The 23,381-nt window shown below is 35.0% G+C and carries 23 protein-coding genes; 15 read left to right on the forward strand and 8 right to left on the reverse strand.

Going from position 1 to position 23,381, the window contains the following annotated elements:
• Positions 1–244: 244 nt before the first annotated feature.
• The 5 genes from argS (at position 245) to VB798_RS16420 (ending at position 7,186) form a co-directional block, all read left to right on the forward strand.
• Positions 245–2,020, forward strand: coding sequence for an arginine--tRNA ligase (gene argS, locus VB798_RS16400; RefSeq protein WP_323260253.1), 1,776 nt, complete (start codon positions 245–247; stop codon positions 2,018–2,020).
• Positions 2,021–2,033: 13 nt separating this feature from the next.
• On the forward strand, positions 2,034–2,663 hold the full coding sequence (locus tag VB798_RS16405; protein ID WP_323260255.1) for a glutathione peroxidase: 630 nt from the start codon (positions 2,034–2,036) through the stop codon (positions 2,661–2,663).
• A 127-nt stretch (positions 2,664–2,790) separates the two neighbouring features.
• Positions 2,791–3,774, forward strand: a complete 984-nt coding sequence (locus VB798_RS16410; protein ID WP_323260257.1) for a 1,4-dihydroxy-2-naphthoate polyprenyltransferase — start codon at positions 2,791–2,793, stop codon at positions 3,772–3,774.
• Positions 3,775–3,919: 145 nt separating this feature from the next.
• Positions 3,920–5,251 carry a tetratricopeptide repeat protein gene (locus tag VB798_RS16415; RefSeq protein ID WP_323260259.1) on the forward strand — a complete coding sequence of 444 codons (1,332 nt, stop codon included), beginning with the start codon at positions 3,920–3,922 and terminating at the stop codon, positions 5,249–5,251.
• A gap of 555 nt (positions 5,252–5,806) precedes the next feature.
• Positions 5,807–7,186 (forward strand): PAS domain S-box protein, encoded by a 1,380-nt coding sequence (locus VB798_RS16420; protein WP_323260261.1) that lies wholly within the window; start codon positions 5,807–5,809, stop codon positions 7,184–7,186.
• A gap of 62 nt (positions 7,187–7,248) precedes the next feature.
• Here the strand turns inward: VB798_RS16420 and VB798_RS16425 are convergent, their stop codons facing one another.
• Positions 7,249–8,226 carry a GlxA family transcriptional regulator gene (locus VB798_RS16425; protein ID WP_323260263.1) on the reverse strand — a complete coding sequence of 326 codons (978 nt, stop codon included), beginning with the start codon at positions 8,224–8,226 and terminating at the stop codon, positions 7,249–7,251.
• A 123-nt stretch (positions 8,227–8,349) separates the two neighbouring features.
• Between VB798_RS16425 and VB798_RS16430 the strand changes: the two genes are divergently transcribed.
• The 6 genes from VB798_RS16430 (at position 8,350) to VB798_RS16455 (ending at position 11,321) form a co-directional block, all read left to right on the forward strand.
• Entirely contained in the window at positions 8,350–8,775 is a 426-nt protein-coding gene (locus tag VB798_RS16430) for an SRPBCC domain-containing protein (protein ID WP_323260265.1), read from the forward strand.
• A 15-nt stretch (positions 8,776–8,790) separates the two neighbouring features.
• Entirely contained in the window at positions 8,791–9,630 is an 840-nt protein-coding gene (locus VB798_RS16435; RefSeq protein WP_323260267.1) for a VOC family protein, read from the forward strand.
• 70 nt (positions 9,631–9,700) lie between these two features.
• The gene (locus VB798_RS16440; RefSeq protein WP_323260269.1) at positions 9,701–10,141 is read left to right on the forward strand and encodes a VOC family protein; all 441 of its coding nucleotides are present in this window, start codon (positions 9,701–9,703) and stop codon (positions 10,139–10,141) included.
• Positions 10,128–10,499 carry a DoxX family protein gene (locus VB798_RS16445; RefSeq protein WP_323260271.1) on the forward strand — a complete coding sequence of 124 codons (372 nt, stop codon included), beginning with the start codon at positions 10,128–10,130 and terminating at the stop codon, positions 10,497–10,499. Before VB798_RS16440 ends, VB798_RS16445 begins: the two co-directional genes overlap by 14 nt.
• Positions 10,500–10,515: 16 nt before the next feature.
• Entirely contained in the window at positions 10,516–10,878 is a 363-nt protein-coding gene (locus tag VB798_RS16450) for an iron chaperone (RefSeq protein WP_323260273.1), read from the forward strand.
• Between the two features lie 26 nt (positions 10,879–10,904).
• Positions 10,905–11,321 (forward strand): DUF1801 domain-containing protein, encoded by a 417-nt coding sequence (locus tag VB798_RS16455; RefSeq protein WP_323260275.1) that lies wholly within the window; start codon positions 10,905–10,907, stop codon positions 11,319–11,321.
• Positions 11,322–11,674: 353 nt separating this feature from the next.
• Here VB798_RS16455 and VB798_RS16460 read toward each other — a convergent pair whose 3' ends face one another.
• The 5 genes from VB798_RS16460 to alaS all read right to left on the reverse strand — a co-directional run bounded on the left by VB798_RS16460 (position 11,675) and on the right by alaS (position 17,463).
• On the reverse strand, positions 11,675–12,154 hold the full coding sequence (locus VB798_RS16460) for a DUF4199 domain-containing protein (RefSeq protein ID WP_323260277.1): 480 nt from the start codon (positions 12,152–12,154) through the stop codon (positions 11,675–11,677).
• Positions 12,155–12,213: 59 nt separating this feature from the next.
• Complete coding sequence (locus tag VB798_RS16465; RefSeq protein ID WP_323260279.1) at positions 12,214–12,693, reverse strand: NUDIX domain-containing protein; 480 nt, start codon at positions 12,691–12,693, stop codon at positions 12,214–12,216.
• A 24-nt stretch (positions 12,694–12,717) separates the two neighbouring features.
• Complete coding sequence (locus tag VB798_RS16470; RefSeq protein WP_323260281.1) at positions 12,718–13,593, reverse strand: hypothetical protein; 876 nt, start codon at positions 13,591–13,593, stop codon at positions 12,718–12,720.
• A 120-nt stretch (positions 13,594–13,713) separates the two neighbouring features.
• Entirely contained in the window at positions 13,714–14,718 is a 1,005-nt protein-coding gene (locus tag VB798_RS16475; RefSeq protein WP_323260283.1) for an aminodeoxychorismate synthase component I, read from the reverse strand.
• A gap of 105 nt (positions 14,719–14,823) precedes the next feature.
• The gene (alaS, locus tag VB798_RS16480) at positions 14,824–17,463 is read right to left on the reverse strand and encodes an alanine--tRNA ligase (RefSeq protein WP_323260285.1); all 2,640 of its coding nucleotides are present in this window, start codon (positions 17,461–17,463) and stop codon (positions 14,824–14,826) included.
• 279 nt (positions 17,464–17,742) lie between these two features.
• Between alaS and VB798_RS16485 the strand changes: the two genes are divergently transcribed.
• From VB798_RS16485 to dprA, 3 genes are all read left to right on the forward strand, one after another.
• Positions 17,743–18,630, forward strand: a complete 888-nt coding sequence (locus tag VB798_RS16485; RefSeq protein ID WP_323260287.1) for an oxygenase MpaB family protein — start codon at positions 17,743–17,745, stop codon at positions 18,628–18,630.
• Between the two features lie 102 nt (positions 18,631–18,732).
• Positions 18,733–19,101 (forward strand): MerR family transcriptional regulator, encoded by a 369-nt coding sequence (locus tag VB798_RS16490; protein ID WP_323260289.1) that lies wholly within the window; start codon positions 18,733–18,735, stop codon positions 19,099–19,101.
• A gap of 48 nt (positions 19,102–19,149) precedes the next feature.
• Complete coding sequence (dprA, locus tag VB798_RS16495) at positions 19,150–20,268, forward strand: DNA-processing protein DprA (RefSeq protein ID WP_323260290.1); 1,119 nt, start codon at positions 19,150–19,152, stop codon at positions 20,266–20,268.
• 84 nt (positions 20,269–20,352) lie between these two features.
• Here dprA and pyrE read toward each other — a convergent pair whose 3' ends face one another.
• On the reverse strand, positions 20,353–20,991 hold the full coding sequence (gene pyrE / locus VB798_RS16500; protein WP_323260292.1) for an orotate phosphoribosyltransferase: 639 nt from the start codon (positions 20,989–20,991) through the stop codon (positions 20,353–20,355).
• 137 nt (positions 20,992–21,128) lie between these two features.
• Between pyrE and VB798_RS16505 the strand changes: the two genes are divergently transcribed.
• Positions 21,129–21,815 (forward strand): NUDIX hydrolase, encoded by a 687-nt coding sequence (locus VB798_RS16505; RefSeq protein ID WP_323260294.1) that lies wholly within the window; start codon positions 21,129–21,131, stop codon positions 21,813–21,815.
• A 2-nt stretch (positions 21,816–21,817) separates the two neighbouring features.
• Here the strand turns inward: VB798_RS16505 and VB798_RS16510 are convergent, their stop codons facing one another.
• On the reverse strand, positions 21,818–23,254 hold the full coding sequence (locus tag VB798_RS16510; RefSeq protein WP_323260296.1) for an ATP-dependent DNA helicase: 1,437 nt from the start codon (positions 23,252–23,254) through the stop codon (positions 21,818–21,820).
• Positions 23,255–23,381 lie beyond the last annotated feature (127 nt).

A 23,381-nucleotide genomic window follows, 5' to 3' on the forward strand; every position in this document is an offset into this window, starting at 1 on the left:
TTAATTATTTGACGAATGAAAAAGGTTTAAAAACAGCGGTGGTTATTGACCTTAAAATTCATAGGGAATAAGTAGAAGATTTTTTAGATACCTTAGAAGCAAAATCTAGTAAAAATGAAGTTAAAGAAGAAGCTTCGTTGGTTTTTGAACGAATTTTAAAATAGAAAAAAATATAAAATCACTTGCCACAGTAGCAAATTTCAAGATTTGATTTTACGGGCAGTCAGTATAAAAAACAATTTTAATGAATTTAGAAAAAATATTACAAGAGCACATCGCAGCGGCTTTGAAAGCTGAATTTGACGTAGAAGAATCGAATATTGCCCTTCAACCCACTCGTAAAGATTTTGAAGGTTCTTTCACTTTTGTGGTTTTCCCTTATGTAAAAACTTTACGTAAATCTCCTGTTGAATTGGGAAACGCTATCGGGAATTACTTGGTGGCTAATTCGGGTGTGGTGAAGGCTTTCAATGTTGTGCAAGGATTTTTAAACATTTCTATTGCCGATGCTGCTTGGCTTGATATGTTCGGTGGAATTTTTAAAGATAAAAAGTTTGGACAATTAGCTGATAAAAAGGAAACAGTAATGGTGGAATATTCTTCGCCAAATACCAACAAACCTTTGCACCTTGGTCACCTTCGTAATAATTTCTTGGGCTTTTCGGTTGCTCAAATTTTGTCAGCCAATGGTTATGAAGTAGTAAAAGCCAATTTAGTAAACGACCGAGGAATTCATATTTGTAAGTCGATGTTGGCTTACCAAAAATTTGGAAATGGAGAAACACCTGAGTCATCAGGATTGAAAGGTGACCATTTGGTTGGTAAATATTACGTAGAATTCGATAAACATTATAAAGTAGAAATTGAAGCTTTAAAAGCGAATGGTTTATCGGAAGATGATGCTAAAAAACAAGCACCGCTTTTAATTGAAGCGCAAGAAATGCTATTGAAATGGGAAGAAGGCGATGCTGAAACCTTGGCACTTTGGAACAAAATGAACGATTGGGTTTTTGCGGGTTTCAACCAAACTTATCAAAAAATGGGCGTAAGTTTTGATAAAATCTATCGTGAATCAAATACTTATTTATTGGGTAAAAAGTCTGTTGAAGAAGGTTTAAAATCAGGTGTTTTCTTCCAAAAAGAAGATTCTTCGGTTTGGATTGATTTAACCGATGAAGGATTAGACCAAAAATTGGTATTGCGTAAAGATGGTACTTCGGTATATATCACTCAAGATATAGGCACGGCAGATTTAAAGTATAATGACTTTAAAATGTCGAAATCGGTGTATGTAGTTGGAAATGAACAAGATTATCACTTTGAAGTATTGTTCAAGATTTTGAAAAAATTGGGTCGTCCATACTCAGACGGTACTTATCATTTAAGTTATGGAATGGTAGATTTACCTTCGGGAAAAATGAAATCTCGTGAAGGAACAGTGGTGGATGCTGACGATTTGATGCAAGAAATGACGGATACAGCTCGTGAACGTACTTTAGAGCTTGGCAAAATCGATGGTTTCTCAAAAGAAGAAGCCGAAGAACTGTATCATACTTTAGCAATGGGCGCTTTGAAATACTTCTTACTAAAAGTTGACCCTAAGAAAAGAATGTTGTTCAATCCAGAAGAATCAATCGATTTCCAAGGAAATACAGGGCCATTTATTCAATATACTCATGCTCGTATTTGTTCTATTTTAAGAAAAGCGCATGAACAAGGAATTATTGGTGTAGCAAGTAATTACAAAACCTTGCATGAATCTGAACAAGAAGTAATATATTTATTGAGCGAATACCCGAAAAAATTAGCAGATGCTGGTAGAGAGCTTTCTCCGTCTTTAATTGCCCAATATGCTTACGACTTGGCGAAGGCTTACAACCGTTTTTATAACGAAGTAAGTATCTTTAATGAGACCGATTTGGATGCTCAGCAATTTAGAATTGCATTTTCGAGTGTGGTTGGAGAAACAATTAAGAAGGCAATGGCGTTATTAGGAATAAATGTTCCAAGCAGAATGTAGCATTTGCCATTTCATGAAAAAGAAAATTATTTTAACTTTCATCTTAATCATCATCACAATTATGTTACTCAAACTATTGAAAATTGGCTCATTGATGGGTGCTTTAGCAGTACCTTTTACTCAAAATGATATTGCAGTTCGTCCAGAAACGATGGAAGCTCCAGCAAAGCAAGGTCTTTATGATTTCAAAGTGAAATCTTTAGATGGCAAAAATGTAGATTTGTCGATTTACAAAGGCAAAAAAGTAATTATTTTGAACACTGCTTCTAAATGTGGATTTACGCCACAATATGCAGATTGGGAAAAATTCTATCTAGCAAATAAAGATAAAGTAGTAGTATTGGGTTTCCCAGCAAATGAATTTGGTGGACAAGAACCTGGTTCTGATGAAGAAATCTCTACTTTTTGCAAGAAAAATTATGGTGTTTCTTTCCCGATGTTTTCAAAAGTGGTAGTGAAAGGCGAAGGTAAATGTCCTTTGTATCAATGGTTAACCACTAAATCGTTGAACGGTTGGAATGACAAAGAACCATCTTGGAATTTCTGTAAATACGTTATCAACGAAAAAGGAGAATTAACACATTTCTTTGCTTCAAAAGTAAAACCTGATAGTCCTGAGTTTTTAGAAGCCATCAAATTATAATAGATTTTAAAGAAAACCTCACCCCCAACCCCCTCTCCTGTTGAGAGGGGGCTTTTTTAGCTCAAAAGCTCCCCTCTCAACAGGAGAGGGGTTGGGGGTGAGGTTCTTACAATTATTTATAACCATTATGAAACACTGGATTTCTGCTGCCAGACCACGTACTTTACCGCTTGCCCTTTCAAGTATTTTCATGGGAAGTTTCTTAGCCGCTGGTGCGCATGCTTTCTCTTGGACTACCTTCACTTTAGCCGTTCTTACAACCATTTTCTTGCAAGTACTTTCTAATTTCGCTAACGATTATGGCGATACTGTCAGCGGTGTAGATACTGCTGAAAGAACCGTTGCCACTCGTGCCGTTCAAACAGGAGCAATTACTCGTGAGCAAATGACTAGAGCGATGATTGTCATGGCTGTTTTGTCTTTTATTACAGGTTCTTGGTTGATTTATGAAGGACTGAAAGATACTTCAACTCAGGCAATACTTACTTTCTTTGGTTTAGGAATCCTTGCCATTATTGCTTCCATTACTTATACCGTTGGTAAAAGACCTTACGGTTACATGGGTTTGGGCGATATTTCTGTATTGATTTTCTTTGGTTGGGTTGGTGTATTGGGTACTTATTATTTGTTTGCTCATGAGTTTGTTTGGCTGAATGTATTGCCTGCTACTTCATGCGGTTTATTTGCCGTTGGAGTATTGAATATTAATAATATTCGTGATATAGAATCAGATACTAAAACGGGTAAAAACTCTATTCCTGTTCGTTTAGGGAAAGATAAAGCTGTAATTTATCATTGGTTTTTATTAGGAATAGGTTTTTTGTGTACGGTAATTTATGAAACGATTATTACCTTAAAAGAACACTCTGAATTTAATATCAACTTAAGTTATAAAAACACTGACCTTCATCTGAATGTTGGTACTGGCGACCAGAACTTTAATTTACTTTGGTTGAACTGGCTTTTTGTAGTGACAGTTCCTTTGCTAATCAGAATTTGTAAAGGTTTAGCCAAAGGAAAAACACCTGCACAAATCGACCCTTTCTTGAAAGTAATGGCATTAACGACTCTTTTATTCGTCATCACTTTTGGCATTGGACAATTGATTTAATATTTGCTTCATCTTTTTAGCCCAATTTAATTTTTCGATATTACAAATTTGAACTAATAGGCATTAAGCCTAAAAAAACTGACAGTAAATTTGTAATATTGTGGGCTTAAAATCACCCATTATAAATTGTTTATCGTTTTTACTTATGAAAAAGAGTTTACTTTTCTTATCCTTAGCTTTTTTGCTAATTAGCCACTTTAGTTATTCACAGGGTCAGACTTTCCAAGAGTTAATGGATTTGGGCGTTACACAAAGTCGTCTTGGTAACCATGCGATGGCTCAAAGCTATTTTTCACAAGCAATTGCCCTTAAACCAGATGATGCTGTTGCCTATTATGACCGTGGTGTGACCAAAGCCAATTTGAAAGATAATCGTGGTGCTATCAACGATTTTGATAAAGCAATTGAATTGAACCCAAAATATGCGGAGGCTTATAGTGGTAGAGGGCAAAGTAAAGCTCGTCAAGATGACCACAAAGGTGCTTTGCAAGATTATAATAGAAGCATTGATTTGAATCCTGTTGATGCTAATGCTTATTTTATCCGTGGAATCAGTAAAGCTAAATTAGAAAACTACAAAGGTGCGCTTTCGGATTTTAATAAAACCCTTGATTTAACGCCTGATAATGCTCAAGGGCTTTCTTCTCGTGGAACGATTAAACAAAAAATAGAAGATTATAAAGGAAGTTTGGAAGACTTTAACAGAGCCATTGAAATTAGCCCGAAAAGAGCTAGTTCATATTCTGGAAGAGCTTATAGCAAAATGAAAATGAACGACTATAAAGGTGCTATTGCCGATTATAGTAAATCATTGGAATTGGTGCCAGAAGATGCTGAATCTTTGTATTACAGAGGCTTTAGTAAATGTCAATTAGAAGATTTTCAAGGTGCTTTAGCTGATTTCGACCAAGCGCTTACTCAAGACCCTGAAAGTGCAAGTGCATATTATGGTCGTGGATTTGCAAAAAGTAGATTAGGTAATACAAAGAGTGCCATTGAAGATTATAACAAAGCAATCGCTATCGGAAATACAGAAAATACGAAAGTAGTTTATACTGGAGCGATTACTAAAGTGATTTTAGATGAGCTTCGTAACAATGTGCAAGAACGTTTGAAAATGTCTGAAATTACTGCACAGCGTTCGGAAGTATATTATAACAGAGGTTTGGCGAAAGCAAAGTCTGGTGATGCCAAAGCTGCTATTGAAGACTATAACAAGGCAATTGCATTAAATCCTACTTATGCAGAAGCGTACTTTACTCGTGGTATGGTGAAATCTCAGATGGGTGACCAAAGAGGTGCGATTCAAGATTGTAATAATGCCATTACTTTGAATCCGAAATATTCTGAAGCGTATTATGTAAGAGGAATTATTCGTCATTCTTTGGGTGATACTGATGGTTGTAATGATTTAAGTAAAGCTGGTGAACTAGGTTTCACAGCGGCTTATGCAGCTATTCGTGATTATTGTAATTAGATGGAGGACTTAAGGATTTGAAGACTTTAAGAAGTAAGAAGCAAGAGGCAAGATGTAAGACGAAAGATATAAAATTTGTCTTGTGAAAATTTAGAGATTCAAGATTTGAGCTTTGGAGACAAGGTTTAAACCTTGAATCTTTTTTTTGGGCATTAAAACGATGCTCGTGAGTATCGAATTGATTCATTCGAGTATTAAAATAATGCTCATGAGTATCGAATTGATTCATTCGAGTATTAAAACGATGCTCGTGAGTATCAAATGGATTCATTCGAGCATTAAAACGATGCTCGTGAGTATCAAATGGATTCATTCGAGCATTAAAATGATGCTCGTGAGTATCGAATTGATTCATTCGAGTATTAAAATGATGCTCGTGAGTATCGAATTGATTCATTCGAGTATTGAAATGATACTCAGGAGGAGTGAAGGAATTTTATCAAAAATATTTTTCTCACAATCAAAAAAATAAAGAATTACAATTTAATTTGGAGTATATAGCCATTTGGATTAGTTTTAATTAATGGTTTTGGTCTTGATCTTAATTATGTAGTTATGGATAGATATGAACAATCTTTGTATATAGCTGAGGCATTGAAAGTGATATTGGACAATTCTCCTGAAAGTATTGTTTTAATATCTCCCGAACATAAAGTATTAGCCTTTAACAAAGTAATTAAAAAAGTTTTACAGATTTATTTGAACAAAGAAATTGTGGTTGGACATGACTACAGAGATTATGTGCTAGATGCCCACAAGGATTTGTATTTAACTAATTTCGAAAAGGCATCTAAAGGAGGAAAAGTCGTTATTCAAAACGAAACCAAATCTGCACTGGGTTCAATATGGGTAGAATTCACGATGAATCCTACTTATAATGCTGAAGGTGTTTTTTTAGGTGTTACTTTGATGGCTAAAAATATAGATGAGCAGAAAAGAATGGAGTTGGAATTAGAAAACATGGTGGAGACTTTTCAAGCAATTATTGAAAATAATACCGAATCTATTTTACTCCTAAGTGTTGATTACAAAATTTTACAATTCAATAAACCTGCTAGGGATAGGATTTTTACCAATACGAATAAAGAACTCAAGATTGGCGCTGATTTCAGAGACTTTATTTACGAAGAACAATCCGAAACATTTTTTACTTCTTTTGCCAATGCCATCAAAGGCAATAATTATGAAATAGAAGTAATGATGGTAGATGGCAATAATGAAAAATATTGGTTTCAGTCCCGAATGTTTCCTGTTTATAAACGCAATGGTGAACTACTTGGTATTTCGCTTTTTGCTTTGAATATTACCGATAAAAAGAAAGCGGAAATTTTATTAAAAGAAAGTGAATCAAAATTTAGAAGTATTGTTGAAGCAGCCCCAACATCAATGCTAATTGTGGATGAAAACATGAATATCGTTTTGTCGAATCCTGAAGCTGAAAGTGTTTTTGGCTATACCTTTGAAGAGCTAAAGGACAAAAATATCAAAATGTTGATTCCAGATAGATATCATGACAATCATGTACATTATCAAAAAAACTATTTGAATAACCCAGTGCCTTATAAAATGGGTGCAAACAGATTTACACCTGCTATCAGAAAAGACGGTACAGAAATCATTGTTGAAGTGAGTTTAAATAGCTTTGAATTGGGCGATAAACGCCATGTGCTAACGATTATTCAAGATGTCACTCAAAGAGTACAACATGAAAAACAAATTCTTGATCAATTGAATCGACTTAAAGCAATTGCTTGGCAACAGTCGCACGGAGTAAGAAAACCAGTTGCTAATATTTTAGGAATTTGCCATTTGTTAAAGACAGATGCTGAGATAAGTAGTGAAGAAAAAGACTATTATATAGATTTATTATTTCAAGCAACAGAAGAGTTAGATGAAGTAATTCGAAACATCGTTAATTATGCCAACGAGCATTGAAAAGCGATAAAAGCAAAAGGGATAGTTAGAAAGGATGAGTGCCTTTCTAACTATTTCAAACCTTAATCGGTTGCAATTTTATTATACTTATTTTTATATTCAACTGGGCTAAGTCCTGTTATTTTTTTGAAAGTAGTTCTGAATGCCTTCGTGTCGGTATAACCAACATCAAACATTACTTCGTTAATATTTTTTCGACTACTTTCAATACTTCGTTTGGCAGCTTCAATTTTTACTCTTTGAATGTATTCTAATACCGAATTATTAGTCGCTAATTTGAATCGACGTTCAAAACTTCTTCTGCCCAAAGCAACTTTTTCAGCAAGATCTTCTACGGTAAATTTTTCTTCAATGTTACTTTCAATATATACTTGAATTTTTCGGATGGCATCATCCTTATGTTCTTTTTGTCCTTTGAACATCGCAAATGATGATTGACTGGTGCGGTCAATATCAATGGCAAAATACTTTGAAGTAAGAATTGCCGTTTCACGGTCAACATATTTTTCGATAAGATATAGCAATAAATTCCAACAAGAGTTAGCTCCACCACTTGAATAAATCCCATCTTCATCCGTTACAATTTTTCCATCTTGTAAAATCACTTCTGGAAACATCGTTCTAAATTCATCATTAAATCCCCAATGAGTCGAACATTTTTTGCCATTCACCAAACCCGTTGATGCCAACAAAAATGCCCCAACACAAAGAGAAGCTACTTCCGAACCTTTTTGATGTTGGCTGATAATCCAATCAATAGTACTTTTATTAGCCGAAATACCTTCTTGCATATTGCCAGCCATTGGTGGAATAATGATTAAATCTGTATCGTCAACCTCATTGATAAGTAAGTCAGGTGAAACCACAAAAGGTCCATCAATGATTTGCATTTGCTTTTGTTGTCCGACCAATTTAATATCAAACAGTTTTTCTTTACCCGAATTGATAAGGAACTGATTCACAGTTTCAAACATAAACCGTGAAATAGCTACCACATGGATAGTTGAATGCTCAGGAATTAGAATTGCCACTTTTTTCATAGTACAAATATAGAAAAATACTTTGTCGTAAATTACCCTTCATTTGTCGTTTTTACATCGTTAATTTAGAAAAAGCTTTTGCACATTTGTATCATCAATAATTCATTAAAAAAACCTAACATTATGGAAAGTGTAACAAAGACCAAGATTACCGTAGAAGTTTTAATAAATGCTCCGCTCGAAAAAGTATGGGAGCAATTTAATGGCCCAGCGCACATCATTCATTGGTGTTTTGCTTCAGACGATTGGCATGCACCTGCGGCTGAAAATGATTTCAGAGAAGGCGGAAAAAGTAAAACCGTTATGGCTGCTAAAGATGGAAGTTTTTCTTTTGATTTTGAATGGATTTATACCAAGATAGAAGACTTGGCGATTGTAGAATATATTTTGGAAGATGGCAGAGAAGTAAGCGTACAATTTGAACAAACAGCCAATGGTGTAAAAGTAACAGAAACTTTTGACCCAGAGCAACAGAATTCTCTTGAACTACAAAGAGGTGGTTGGCAAGCAATTCTTGATAATTTTAAAAAGTACGTAGAACAAAACTAATCCAATTTCATAATCATGTACACAAACGCTATTACTTCATGCTTGTGGTTTGACGGACAAGCCAAAGAAGCTGCAACATTTTATGGTGCTGTTTTTAAAAGTAGCAAAATCACATCAGAAAACCCGATGGTTGTCACTTTTGAATTGAATGGAACAAAATTTATGGGACTAAATGGTGGACCGATGTTCAAGATTAATCCGTCTATTTCATTTTTTGTTACTTGTGGGAGCCACGACGAAGTGAACGAAATATGGGATAAATTGATTGATGGAGGAAAAGCATTAATGCCTATTGATACTTATCCTTGGAGTGAAAGATATGGCTGGTTACAAGATAAATTTGGCGTAACATGGCAAATCAGTATCGCCAACGACGGTGGAACTGAGCAGAAAATAAGACCATCGATGTTATTCACCAGTAATCAATTTGGTAAAGCCGAGGAGGCAATCAGGCATTATACAAGTATTTTTGGTGATTCAACAACAGATTTACTGATTCTGTATCCAGATGGTGGAGACCATGCAGGTAAAGTAATGTATTCAGAATTTCAGTTGAGTCAACAACCTTTAATTGCGATGGATGGTCCTGGAGTACATGAATATACTTTCAATGAAGGAGTTTCTTTGATGATTAGTTGTGAAACACAAGCGGAAATAGACCATTATTGGTATAAACTTACAGAAGGCGGCGCCGAAAGTATGTGCGGTTGGCTGAAAGATAAATTTGGAGTATCATGGCAAGTTGTACCTTCAATAATAGGTAAACTTATGAGTAATCCCGAAAAAGGAGGACGAGCTATGCAAGCAATCATGAAAATGCGAAAACTTGATATCGAAACATTATTGAACGCATAAACAGAAGTATATCAATGTTTTAAATCGTAGCGAAGAATCGCTCATAATTCAAAACTCTTACTTATCTTAGATGTCAACTATCAGTGCATATTTGAATTTTAACGGAAATTGTCGTGAAGCTATGCACTTTTATCAGCAATGTTTAGGAGGAAAACTTTCTATGCAAACACTCGCTGAACATCCTGATGCCGATAAAATGCCCAAGCAAATGAAAGCCTGCGTACTTCATGCTAGTTTAAGCAGAAAAGGCTTACTCATTATGGGAACCGATATGCTTGGCGACGAAGGTTTGATAAAAGGCAATACCATTTCATTATTATTACATTGCGAAAGCGAAACTGAGATTGAAGATTGTTATCAGAAACTCTCAGAAGGAGGAAAGCAAACACATCCAATTGCGCTAAGTTTTTGGGGAGCTTTATTTGGCGATTTAACTGATAAATTTGGCAATCAATGGCTATTACATTACCAAAAAAATAAACTTAAAACTAATAAACATGAAAACGACTAAAATTACTTTCTGGATTAGTACTTCATTGATTTTCTTATTTATGGGTGTAATGCCAGCATTGACTGGCCACACTGAGATGGCAAAAGAGGGTACAAGACATTTAGGTTATCCTCAATATTTCGGAATGGCTTTGAACATCTTTAAAATAATAGGGTCACTAGCTTTGATTATTCCACAGATTCCCAAAGTACTTAAAGAATGGGCTTATGCAGGTTTTGTATTTGATATTATTTTTGCAACCATTAGTTTATGGGCAGTTGATGGATTTAATGCTATGCTTTTAGTTCCTGTTATAGTGATGGCTGTTTTATTGGTGTCATATTTTAGCTATCATAAATTACAAAACTCACAATCTTAATTATTGATACTTAGCAATGAAAGTTGTAAATAATATTGATGAATACATTGCCGATTTTCCTGATGAAACGCAAGTACTTTTAAGGCAAATCCGTGAGACGATAAGCAATGCTGTTCCAGAAGCTACAGAAAAAATAAGTTATGCCATGCCCACTTTTTATTTAAAAGGAAACTTGGTGCATTTTGCTGCATATAAAAATCATATTGGTTTTTACCCAGCTCCATCAGGCATTACAGCATTTCCTGAAGAAATGGTTCATTATAAGTTTTCAAAAGGAGCGGTGCAATTTCCCCTTGATAAACCTTTACCGCTTGAATTTATTAAAAGAGTTGTTGCTTTCAGAGTAGAAGAAAACCTTAAAAAAGCAGTGAAAAAATGAATTCATTGATAGAACTTTAAGCAATCATGGCAAAGAAACCTAAACTTTCTGAGGAAGAGCAAGTGACAGAATATTTTGAAGCGTTGAATCATCCATTGAAGAATGTTGTTCAAGCATTAAGAAAAATTGTACTTTCTGCCGATGAAGAGATTGCAGAACAAATCAAATGGAATTCACCAAGTTTCTATTATACTGGAGCAATGAAACCTTTTGATCCAAAAGAATATAAAAGGGATATTGTTGTGTTCAATCTTTATAAAAATGACTGTGTATTATTGGTTTTCCCGACGGGAGCAACAATAAATGATACATCAGGATTTTTGGAAGGAAAATTTACAGATGCCAGAAAGATTGCTAAATTTATGACTTTAGAGGAAGCAAATAACAAAGAAATGGCTTTGAAGAAGGTAATAAAAACCTGGTTAAACCAAGTAGATAAATAAAATTGATAGGCTAGGATGACAGAAATAGTAATAGAAATATTCAAAACGAATGTAAGCAACAAGCAAACATCGGACGAAGTATTAAACTTACTCAAGGGCTTTTATCCTCATCTTAAAATAAACTTTGACCTTGAAGATTGCGACAATATTTTAAGGGTTCAAGGTCATAACTTTCCTTCAAACCACATCGTTGAGATATTAAGCCAGATGGGACTTTGTTGTGAACGAATAGAGTAAAAAAAACACTAAATCCACTCAAATCTGAGTGGATTTAGTGTTTAAAATATCGAAAACCAATTTTTAAGAGAAATCTAGGACATCACTTTACTCATAAACTCTAAACTCATCAACTTTCATTTCTTTCCTCTGGTAAAAATTGCTACAATAGCCGTTGTAATAATTCCCATAAATAAAGCACCGATTAATCCTTCTTTGATATAATTCTCTAAACTAAAGTATTGTTCTGCTTCCACCTGTCTCATCAAACCAGCACTTACTGAATAGTTAATGGCATTTGGAAAAAACTCAGGCGTGATAATTTCTGTAGTAATAATTTGGGTTAATGGACTCAAAATCGCAATGATTACACTGATAATTGTACCAGAAATAAAGCCTTGCAGATAAGTCATAGAACCATGATAAAACTTGTTCTTTTTTTCCAACAAAGCAAAGACATATACGGTGATGGCAGGAATGGCGATAAAATTTGTATAAGTAGCGTGTTTGTCAATATGAGTACTGTGCAAGCCAGCGAGCTTTTCGAGTAACATCCATATCAAAGACATAGCAACAAATACAATTGCCCATTTGAATTCGAGGGATAGCTTTTTCATGAATTAATTGGTTAAATTGTTAAAATTCATCAAATAAGAAAATTGTCTTCCCAACCGCACTAAATCATTCCTTTTGTATTCAAAAGCTCTTCCAAAGAATTACAAAAAGAGAAAACTCTGTGTACTTCACGAACTGGTTTTGCTTTGATTTCCTCAAAGCTCATCCATTTTACTTCTTGGATAATTTGCTCTTCCAATTCTGGGTCAGTGCCTTTTTTGACATTCCCTTTTTCAAGATTTACCCTGAAAAACAATTCAATTGCATGTAATGGTGCATCAATAAACTCACTGACAAACATAAAGTTTTCTATAGAGATTTCTGTATGCGTTTCTTCTAAAAACTCTCTTTTTATACCTTCTGCTGCATTCTCTCCAAATTGTAAACCACCACCTGGCGGACACCAAAAGGCTGCATTCTCAACAACGCCTTGATGTTTTATCATTAAAATTTTATCGTCTTGAACACAAATACCGCATACTCTTACTCGTAATTGTTCACCGTATTGAGCCATCACTTGCTCATGAACTCTATCTATCATTTTATACTTAGGTTTTGAAAAGAGCTAATTTTTAGCCATTTCTTTATCATGAAGAAGCTTTATATATTTGATACTTCCGGCATTAAATATCTGAATAAAACTTTGTTCTTTCAAACCTTCAGATTGATTAATGTTTAATCTTTCAAAGGTCTGCTTGTTGACCATAAAATTTTGGGGAGAAGTATTTTCTATTTTCTGAAAACCCAAAGTTTCATAACTTCGTCCGTCAGACCAATCTCTATCAGCATAAGACATCACATCGTCGGGCTGATGTTCATTAGAAAAAGCCTTTAAAAGCTTGTCCATTCCACCAACTACATGATGGTTTTTTAATGTTGCAAAACGCAATAATTCATAAGAACGAGTACCTGCACGCTCGCCGTATTTCATCGCTCGTCCTGCACTAAAAGTAGCCACAGCAATTAATAAAGGCTTATTTTTCTCTTGAATCAGTGCCGAATCTATAAATTTTTCAAGGTACTGAGCTTTCAAAAATAAACCATATTTGAATTTAGATTTCACTGAAGCCTGCAAATGATTTTCATTCAAAAATACTTCTGCCGTCGGATTATCAATTCTTTCTACAAAGCAATGTCTGGCATTTAGCCGTTTAGAATGTCCACACAAAGCCAAAATTCTGGCATTCACTAAAGCTGAATTTTGGGCATAAACATCTTCCCAAAGATGAATAATTCTTTGTTGTTGAGACTGAATTTTTTCAGAAAAATCTTTGAAGAAATTGAGAGGAATTGTTGCATTTTGAAAAATTTCAAGTGAAATAAAATGTAAATGCAATTGATAATCAGGTAAATAAATGATTTCAAAAGGAGAATCAAAAGTTTTTATTTCAAAACTAATTTGATGCTTTTCTAATAAAGTATAAATTCCGGATTGCCACACAAGCTTGTGAATTATGAGTTTTGAGTGATGAATTATGAGTGGTTTGTCGCTGCGATTTTAACTATTGACCTTACTCTAATTTCCACTAAAAAGTCATGTGTTTTACAGATACGACTCGATTTATTTTGAAGTAAGATATACTTTATCAATCATTTCTTGATACTCAGATTGTTCGTCTGAAAAAACTGTAATTCCACCACCACTTTTAAAGATAAGTGAATTGTTTTCCGTTTTTTCGATAAAACGAATCATAACTGAACTGTCTAAATTTTCACCATCAAAAATACCAAAAACGCCTGTATAATACCCTCGTTTATAGTTTTCAGCTTCTTCAATAATGGCTAAGGTCTGAGCTTTAGGCGCACCACAAATAGAACCTGCTGGCAATAATTTGAACAATAAAGTGCCGATTTGCTTATTGAAATTCTCAGGCAATTTCCCGCAAATTTCAGAACTTACTTGTAATAAATCGCCTTCTGAAGTTTGTACTTTACTAATATATCTAAAACGTTCAACCCAAACTTTTTCTGCCACCATGCTGATGTCATTTCTGATTAAATCGACGATAGTAGCGTGTTCTGCAAGTTCTTTTTTATTATTCAAAATCTCCGATTCAGCATTGGAAATTGTTGCCGAAATTGTACCTTTCATAGGATGTGAAGAAATGATTCCGTCCTTGATTTTAACAAAAATTTCAGGAGAAAAAAGTACAAATTGATTTTTGAAGTACAATTGATATTGAGCCGAACTACGTTCAAAAATCTCTTTTAAACTCAAATTTACTTTAATAGGAGTGGGCTTGGTAAGGTTTACCAAAAAACTATTTCCACGAATTAAATGGCGTTTTACGATGTCGAACGACTGTTGGTATTCTTGAAAACTAATCGGATATTTTTCTAAATAGAAAGGTTTTTCAAGTAATTCTTTTTCTGGATTGAAATTACTTTTGTTGCCAACTTTGTATAAAATATCCTCTTTTTCAACTTCCTCAAGTGGCAAAACTATCGGCTTTTTCATCTCATAGTCAATGATGAAAAGGAAAGGTTTGCGGTCTTTCCCTAAATCATTCATTAACTGAATGGCTTCTTTCGATGCTTGAGATAATATTTGTTTTTTGTAATTCATTTAACACAAAGACCTGCGAGGTTTTTCCTCACAGGTCTTTTAGCTTATTAATAACTATTTTTTAAGAAATAAAAAAGCTCATAACTCAAGGCTCAAAGTTCGCAACTAAACCGCACTTTTTCCTTTCTCAATCGCCTTCGCTAATCCTGAAACATCAGAACCACCAGCCGTTGCAAAGAAAGGCTGACCACCGCCGCCGCCTTTTACTTCTTTAGCCATATCACGGATTATTTGTCCAGCATTTAAGCCTTTATCAGCTACCAAATTATCAGCTATCATTACTGCTAATTGCGGTTTGCCAGCTACTTCCGCACCCAATACGCAATACAAATTATCAATTTTAGCTTTTAATTCATACGCCAATTGTTTCAAGGCATCAGCATTTGGCACAGAAACTACTTCAGCAATTACGTTAACTTCACCAACTGCTTGTACTTTCGTTAATAAAGTTTCTTTGATGGCTTGTAATTTTTCAGATTCAAAAGCTTCAATTTTTTTGCTTAAAATGGCTTTTTCTTCCAACAAAGTTTTTACTGCTTTTATTACGTCTGCTTGACCTTTGAACAAACCTTTCAATTCATTCACAATCGCCAATTGTTCTTCAAACATTGCCAAAGCATTTTCGCCTGTGTAAGCTTCTACACGACGAACGCCAGCCGAAACAGAACTTTCTGCTACGAATTTAAACAAACCAATTTGTCCTGTCGAAGGCAAATGTGTACCACCGCAAAGTTCTACTGAGAAATTCGGGTCGAAAGTAATTACACGGACAAAGTCGCCATATTTTTCTCCAAAAGTAGCTGTTGCACCTGCGGCAATGGCTTCTTGGATAGGTACATTACGTTTTTCGTCTAAAGCAATATTTGCTCTGATTTTGGCATTAACGATGTCTTCGATTTTGCCTAATTCTTCGTCTGTAACTTTCGAGAAGTGCGAGAAGTCGAAACGAGTAAGGTCTTCGTTTTGGTAAGAACCTTTTTGCGAAATATGCGAACCCAATACTTCACGCATTGCCGAAAGCATCAAGTGCGTTGCGGTATGGTTTGAAGTAATTTTACTTCTGCGTGCTGTATCAATTTTGGCTACTAAAGTTTTGTTGGTAGCGTATTGTTCAACAAATTTCTCGAAATTCTTATCCGTGGAAATATGAATAAACAAATCGTTTTCCTTTTTAGTATCCGAAATTTTAATAGATAAATCTCCTAAAACTAATACACCAGAGTCGCCAACTTGTCCACCCATTTCTGCGTAGAAAGGCGTTTTATCTAATACAATATGATACTCGCTTCCTGCTTTGGTTTTTACTTTACGGTATTTGATAAGGCTTGCCGACGTTTCTGTTTCGTCGTAACCTACAAATTCAAAGTCGAAATCTTCATCAGAAACAATTGTCCAGTCGGTTGCTTCTTTAGATGAATCCTTACGTGAACGGTCTTTTTGCGCTTGAAGTGCAATTTTATAACCTTCTTCGTCAATTGATAGCCCATTTTCACGAGCAATCAAAGCTGTTAAATCAGAAGGAAAACCGAAAGTATCATTCAATTCAAAAACGATTTCTCCTGCAATTCTTCCGTTTTTCTCAGTTTCAGCAATGATTTTATCCAATCTTGTCAAACCTGTTTCCAAAGTACGCAAGAAAGAATTTTCTTCTTCCAATATTACTCTTTCCACAAATTCTTGTTGAGCGACTAATTCAGGAAAAACGCCATCAAATTGTTCAGCCAACAATGGAATAATGCTGTGCATAAACGGCTCACGGAAACCTAAATAAGTATATCCATAACGCACTGCACGACGCAAAATTCTACGAATTACATAACCCGCTTTGTTGTTTGAAGGTAACTGTCCGTCGGCAATTGCAAAAGCAATCGCACGAATATGGTCAGCAATTACACGAAGTGCAATATCTTCCCATTTGCCTTCACCATACTTTTTACCCGCTTTTGCAGCTACAAAATTGATGGTATTAGAGAAAACGTCAGTATCATAATTCGATTGTTTGCCTTGAATCGCCATACACAAACGTTCAAAACCCATACCAGTATCTACGTGTTTGGCAGGCAATGAAACCAAAGAACCATCTGCCATGCGTTCAAACTGCATGAATACGTTGTTCCAGATTTCAACCACTTGTGGGTGGTCGGCGTTGACTAATTCTTTTCCAGATTTTTTGGCTACTTCTTCCGCATCACGTAAGTCGATGTGGATTTCAGAACATGGACCACAAGGTCCAGTATCACCCATTTCCCAGAAATTATCTTTTTTGTTTCCCAAAATAATACGGTCTTCGCCCACCATAGCTGCCCAAATATCCCAAGCTTCTTTATCGAAAGGCACGCCGTCTTTTTCATCTCCCTGAAAAACAGAAACATAGATTCTTTCTTTGGGTAATTTATATACTTCTGTAAGCAATTCCCAAGACCATGCCAAGGCTTCTTTTTTGAAGTAATCGCCAAAAGACCAGTTGCCCAACATTTCAAACATGGTGTGGTGGTACGTATCGAAACCAACGTCTTCAAGGTCGTTGTGTTTACCCGACACACGCAAACATTTTTGCGTATCGGCAATACGTTTTGAAGGAGGCGTGCCATTACCTAAGAAAAAATCTTTGAACTGTGCCATCCCTGAGTTATTGAACATCAAGGTTGGGTCGTTTTTAGCAACAAGTGGAGCTGAAGGAACAATTAAGTGACCTTTTGATTTGAAGAAATCTAAAAACTGTTGACGTATTTCTTTGGAAGTCATTATAAAATCGGAATTTGGAAAGTCGAAACACAATCGCTCGACAGCATTTTTTAAATTAACCGCAAAATTAGTGAATAGTCTTGGAGAATGTTAGTAAAACAAGAGAAAATGAGAGGATACATAAAAAATGAAGTTTTTATGGTAATGAATTAATACTTCCGTTGAAAGAGTTTCCAACTCGTCCAAACAATTGTATGTATTTTTACGAGTTGAGAACTCGTTTTACTTTTCTTCCTTTTACTTTTGAACTTAAACTTTATCACTCAAAACCATTCCTCCATGAAAAAGTACGCCAAAAAAGCCTTTATTTTTCGTAATCCTGAAATTCAACAAGAAATCGCTTCGCTCAATCCCATCACCGACCATCAGCGAATAGTATATTTGATGACAGCTTATGAATTTCCTTTTGATATGGTGCGGTCTTTAGAATTGGCATTGTTCCATACTTATGCTAGTCCAAGTATTTCGGGACTTTTACAAAAAACTGGCGAGTTTGTAAAAAGAGGACAAAAGCGTTATGACGATACTGGAATCTTGATTGCCCAATTTATGCAAGCTGGTTATGATAGCGAATTAGGCACAAGAGCGATTGACCAAATGAATAAAATTCATGGGAATTATCGAATTGCGAATGAAGATTATTTACTGGTACTTTCTACATTCGTTTTTTATCCAATTAATTGGATGGAAGTAAATGGCTGGCGAAAAATGAGTGAAGGTGAAAAATTAGCCTTGTTTATCTTTTTCAAAGAAGTAGCGCAAAGAATGAATTTAACTGATATTCCTGAGGATTTTGAAGCATTAAAAAACTTTGCAGAGGAGTATGAACAAAAGCATTTTCGCTATGCAGAAAGTAATAAAGTGATTGCTGATGCCACGATAAAAATTGTAGCAAATTGGTTTCCAAGTTTTTTAAGATTTGCTGTAAAACCTGTTTTTGCAGCTTTGATTACTGAAAAATTAAGAGAAGCCTTTGGCTATAAAAAGCCTTCGACGTTGTTTTGTGAAATATTAAATATGAGTTTCCAAATCAGGAAGTACTTTTTGAAATATGTCTCTTTCAAAAAATATCCGACAGAAATCAGCAATACTTATTATCGTACTTATCCAAAACATGAATTTACGATAGAAACTTTAGGTCCAGAGTATTTGACGAAGAAGAAATAATAATAAGGTTCTCATAAATCTATCCAAAACTAAAATATCAAGTATTCTACAAAATATCTATCTTTGCTATGTTTCTTAAATCCTTATTTTGTTTTTTGCCTGATGGAAAGTGTTAGCCTAACCAAACGATATTATTCAATTTCAGAAGTTGCTCAGATGTTTGATATGAACATTTCTAAACTTCGTTTTTGGGAAGAACAATTTCCGTCACTCAATCCTAAGCGTGACCGTTCTGGCGATAGGAAATATACTCAGGAAGACATTAAACACCTTGAAGAAATTGTGGATTTGGTAGAAGGACAAGGTTATACGATTGAAGGAGCAAAGCGAGCTTTAGAAGCAAAAAAACGTAAAAAACAAGAAAATCAAGCAATCATAGATAGATTAGCAGATATTAAAAAGTTTATGCAAGAGCTTCGTGATGCGATTGATGAAAACAAAGAAGATGTTACTCAATCACCCGAAAGCTAATTTTATTCAAGCTTAAATATTTTTCACTTACAATTCTACCTTATTTTTATGTCTTCTACCGAAAACCTGCAATATCAAATTGCGCTCACATTAATTCCCAAAATTGGGGATGTACTTATTCGTCAACTTATCAGTTATTGTGGCGGAGCAGAACAAGTATTTAAAACGCCTGTTCCGAAACTGCTTAAAATTCCCAACATCGGGAAAACATTAGCCCAAAATCTTCAAGATAAATCTGTTCTTGATAAAGCTTCAAAAATTATTGAAGAAGCTGAAAAACAGCAAGTAGCATTGTTGTTTTATACCGATAAAAACTATCCTAATCGTTTAAAACAGCTTTATGATGCGCCTGTTTTGTTGTATTATAAAGGCAAAGCCGATTTGAATAATACTAAAACGGTAGCGATAGTGGGCACTCGTCAATCTACAGAATACGGTAAAAATGTTACTGAGGAAATCATTGAAGATTTAAAACCTTTTAACCCTTTGGTGATAAGTGGTTTGGCTTATGGCATTGATATTATTGCTCATAAAGCTTGTTTAAAAAACGCTGTTCCTACATTGGGCGTAATGGCAAGTGGGATTGATTTGATTTATCCTTATCAGCATAAAAACGTTTCGATTCAAATGCAAGAAACGGGTGGAATTATCACTGAACAAACCTTTGAAACTCAGCCCGACCCAAGATTTTTTCCTCAAAGAAATAGAATCATTGCTGGAATGGCAGATGTTACCATTGTTGTGGAAGCCGCTGCAAAAGGTGGAGCGTTGATTACGGCAGAGTATGCCAATAACTATCATCGAGATGTTTTTGCCGTGCCAGGACAATTAGGGAAATCTTTTTCAGAAGGTTGTAATAAACTGATTAAAGAAAGAAAAGCTGAGATTTATACCAGCATTCAGGATGTAGTAGAAACTTTGAATTGGGATTTAGCTGGACACGAGAAAAACCAAGTTGCAAAACAAACGCTTGATTTAAGTGCTTTCACCGAAGAAGAAAGTCAGATTATGGCTTTACTTCATAAAAATCAGGTGATGGAAATTGATGAAATTGCTTGGCAATCGCAAATTCATATCGCTAAATTATCTTCGCTGTTATTGAATCTGGAATTTCAAGGAGTATTAAAATCTTTACCGGGAAAGAAGTATGCGATTTCAGTGCGGTAATCGGTTTTGGGAAGTCAGTTTTAGGGAATAAAAAAACCAATCTAATTTTCGTTTAGATTGGTTTTTGTCTAATTTTTACCTGAATTATACTTTCCATTCAGAAGGATTATGTCTCCATTCTTGTAAAGTAATTAATTGACTTTCAGAAACATAGTTTTTTGCAACAGCTTCTTTAATCAAAGTATCATAATTACTTAAAGTATAAACTTTTAGGTTTTTCTCTGCAAAATTTTTGTCCGCAATCTCAAAACCATAAGTAAAAATAGAAACCATTCCTAAAACATTTGCGCCAGCTTCACGCAAAGCATCAACTGCTTTCAGTGAACTTCCACCTGTTGAAACTAAATCTTCAATTAAAACTACTTTTTGTCCAGCTTTAATTTTTCCTTCGATTTGGTTTCCCATGCCATGTTTTTTAGGTTCAGGACGAACATAACAGAAAGGAAGCTCTAACCAATCAGCCACTAATGCGCCTTGTGGAATACCAGCAGTTGCTACACCAGCGATAATATCAACATCACTCCAATACGCCTTCACAGCTGATGCAAGCCCATTTTTGATAGCAGTACGCACTTTAGGATACGAAAGCGTGATTCTATTATCACAGTAAATAGGTGAATTCCAGCCTGATGCCCATTTGAAAGGTTGGTCTGGACTAAGTCGAACAGCTTGAACTTCAAGTAACATAGAAGCGACTGTTTCTGCAAGAGTACGTTGTGCCATTTTGGGGTTTTTGTTAAATCTGTGTGCAAAATTAAAAACTCTCAGTAATGTTTCGTAACAAAAGTTTAATTTTACGATGAAATATAAATTTTGATTTTAATTTACGAGCTAATCATTAAGGATCAATCCAACTAAAAATGATAATTTTCATTAACGAAAGACCAATTAAGGTCATAGGGAAAAAGAAAGCCCAAGCACTTACTTCAACAGAATTTGATCACTTGATAGATGCTCAGTTAGAAGCCATTAAAGCCAATAGTTTGCATGGTCATGTTTTGATTATCAATGTACTTTCTCCGACAATTTCTAGATTATTCTCTCTCTTAAAAAATGAAGAGCTTCCTAACTTACAATCGATAACGTTAGTTTCAGAAAATAAAGATGCAACAGAAACGCAAATCAAATCTCAATACAAAGTGGTTAGAGCCGCTGGTGGAGTAGTGAGAAATGAAGAAGGTAAAGTGTTGATGATGTATCGCCTCAAAAAATGGGATTTGCCCAAAGGTAAACTTGATAAAGGGGAATCATTCAAAGTAGCTGCCGTGCGTGAAGTAGAAGAAGAATGTAACGTAAAAGCTAGATTAGAAGAAAAAATCTGTACCACATACCATACTTATACTTATAAAAACGAAGCCATTTTGAAACAAACAAAATGGTATTCGATGGAATTAGTTGACGACGCTAAAATGAAACCTCAGTTTGAGGAAGATATTGAAAAATTAGAGTGGATGGATAGAAAGCAAATCCACATGGCAATGATAAATTCCTATTATTCGATTCGTTATGTATTAAAAAAATACTTTTACGAAGGCGAAGACAAATGAATTTAATCGAAAAAATCTGCATGGAAATTCAATAAAAATACTTCATGGGTTGCACGGGTGACAGCCGTGTAAAGCCATCTGATAAAATCTTCATTGATATTTTCGTCGGTTAAATAACCTTGTTCTACAAAAACGGCATTCCATTGTCCACCTTGTGATTTATGGCAAGTAAGTGCATACGCAAATTTTACTTGAAGTGCATTCAAATAAGGGTCTTTTCTGATTTCCTCATTCCTGATTTTCTTACTGGCAAAATGCTCATAATCTGCTGAAACGGATTCATACAATGCTTTATTTTCATCTTTAGACATCGCTGGTGTATTCGTATAAAGCGTACTTAGCATTACTTTGGCTTCGATATGTGGATGTTCTTCATAATCTAATAAACGAAGCGTAAGTGTCGCAAACCTAAATCCGTGCATCTCTTCGATACCTCTGATTTTCATTACTTCTACGAAATCACCATTTGCTAGAAAACCCGCTGGAGAATCTTCGCCTAACCAATGATAATTGTTTCGGACAATCATCAGCAAATCGCCAGCCGATAATTCATCTTCCATCGAAAATATTTGCTGACGAATGTATCGGTTGTACTGAACAGCCGTTTTGTTGGAACGAGTCAGAATGATGGTATTTTCTCTGCCAAATTTTCGGTAAGCATAGTTTAGCCCATCTTCCAGTTTTTCACCAGTCATTTTAAAGAAATCCTTAAAACCTTTGGTGTTGAAACTGATTTGAGGTTTTTCGTCTTTCAAAATATTTCTCAGATTCGTCGCATTAAACAAAATGCCAGAATCCGCATCTTGACGCATTACTTCTGTTAATTCTTGTTCCATTATTCCCAAATGAAACTGACTTTCCATATAACCTTTTTCTAAAGCAGGCGACATTAATTTGCCCACAGGAGGTAATTGAGCAGTATCGCCTACAAAAATTACTTTATTGAAATTATAGTCTAATTCAGGATGCGAGAAAATGAATTTCATTAAATCTGTCAATAATCCAGGTGTGCCAAATTCTGCATCATCCGAAATCATTGAGGCTTCATCAATGATAAAAATTGTTTTGGTAGCGTAATTATTCTGTAATTGAAACTCTAAACTACCAGTATATTGGTTGGCAACTTGTCGATAAATCTTCTTATGAATCGTCAATGCTTTGGTTTTAGAGTAATTACTCATCACCTTCGCCGCTCTACCAGTAGGAGCAAGTAATATAGCCTTGTAGCCAAATTTAGGCAATACTTTCATGATGGTACTCAAAACCGTAGTTTTACCAGTACCCGCATAACCTTTTAACAAAAAACAAAGTGGACCAAAATCATCCTGATTAGGAATAAACTTATCCATTTTCTGAAACAAGTCAATTTGCCCATTAGTAGGTTCAAAAGGGAACTTTTGGCGTAGTAGGAAGGAAGGGGTTGGTTTTGTATTTTCCAAGTGTTTAGCTATGAAATGAGTGTTGTCAGCACAAAAGTAATCAAAGCACTTGATTGAATGAAGAATGAATTTGAAAATCAAACAACAAAAGTCTTCTAACAATATTAAACAAAAAATGAGTGCTGAT

Source organism: Arcicella lustrica, assembly GCF_034930985.1.
Taxonomy (GTDB): domain Bacteria; phylum Bacteroidota; class Bacteroidia; order Cytophagales; family Spirosomataceae; genus Arcicella; species Arcicella lustrica.

Coding starts and splice junctions, on each gene's coding strand:
- VB798_RS16435 (WP_323260267.1), top strand. CDS start 8,791: ATGTACACAAACGCTATTACTTCATGCTTGTGGTTTGACGGACAAGCC.
- pyrE (WP_323260292.1), bottom strand. CDS start 20,991: ATGGCACAACGTACTCTTGCAGAAACAGTCGCTTCTATGTTACTTGAA.
- VB798_RS16445 (WP_323260271.1), top strand. CDS start 10,128: ATGAAAACGACTAAAATTACTTTCTGGATTAGTACTTCATTGATTTTC.
- VB798_RS16420 (WP_323260261.1), top strand. CDS start 5,807: ATGGATAGATATGAACAATCTTTGTATATAGCTGAGGCATTGAAAGTG.
- alaS (WP_323260285.1), bottom strand. CDS start 17,463: ATGACTTCCAAAGAAATACGTCAACAGTTTTTAGATTTCTTCAAATCA.
- VB798_RS16410 (WP_323260257.1), top strand. CDS start 2,791: ATGAAACACTGGATTTCTGCTGCCAGACCACGTACTTTACCGCTTGCC.
- VB798_RS16455 (WP_323260275.1), top strand. CDS start 10,905: ATGGCAAAGAAACCTAAACTTTCTGAGGAAGAGCAAGTGACAGAATAT.
- VB798_RS16505 (WP_323260294.1), top strand. CDS start 21,129: ATGATAATTTTCATTAACGAAAGACCAATTAAGGTCATAGGGAAAAAG.
- VB798_RS16485 (WP_323260287.1), top strand. CDS start 17,743: ATGAAAAAGTACGCCAAAAAAGCCTTTATTTTTCGTAATCCTGAAATT.
- VB798_RS16475 (WP_323260283.1), bottom strand. CDS start 14,718: ATGAATTACAAAAAACAAATATTATCTCAAGCATCGAAAGAAGCCATT.
- VB798_RS16465 (WP_323260279.1), bottom strand. CDS start 12,693: ATGATAGATAGAGTTCATGAGCAAGTGATGGCTCAATACGGTGAACAA.
- VB798_RS16490 (WP_323260289.1), top strand. CDS start 18,733: ATGGAAAGTGTTAGCCTAACCAAACGATATTATTCAATTTCAGAAGTT.
- dprA (WP_323260290.1), top strand. CDS start 19,150: ATGTCTTCTACCGAAAACCTGCAATATCAAATTGCGCTCACATTAATT.
- VB798_RS16405 (WP_323260255.1), top strand. CDS start 2,034: ATGAAAAAGAAAATTATTTTAACTTTCATCTTAATCATCATCACAATT.
- VB798_RS16440 (WP_323260269.1), top strand. CDS start 9,701: ATGTCAACTATCAGTGCATATTTGAATTTTAACGGAAATTGTCGTGAA.
- VB798_RS16425 (WP_323260263.1), bottom strand. CDS start 8,226: ATGAAAAAAGTGGCAATTCTAATTCCTGAGCATTCAACTATCCATGTG.
- VB798_RS16460 (WP_323260277.1), bottom strand. CDS start 12,154: ATGAAAAAGCTATCCCTCGAATTCAAATGGGCAATTGTATTTGTTGCT.
- VB798_RS16430 (WP_323260265.1), top strand. CDS start 8,350: ATGGAAAGTGTAACAAAGACCAAGATTACCGTAGAAGTTTTAATAAAT.
- VB798_RS16450 (WP_323260273.1), top strand. CDS start 10,516: ATGAAAGTTGTAAATAATATTGATGAATACATTGCCGATTTTCCTGAT.
- argS (WP_323260253.1), top strand. CDS start 245: ATGAATTTAGAAAAAATATTACAAGAGCACATCGCAGCGGCTTTGAAA.
- VB798_RS16415 (WP_323260259.1), top strand. CDS start 3,920: ATGAAAAAGAGTTTACTTTTCTTATCCTTAGCTTTTTTGCTAATTAGC.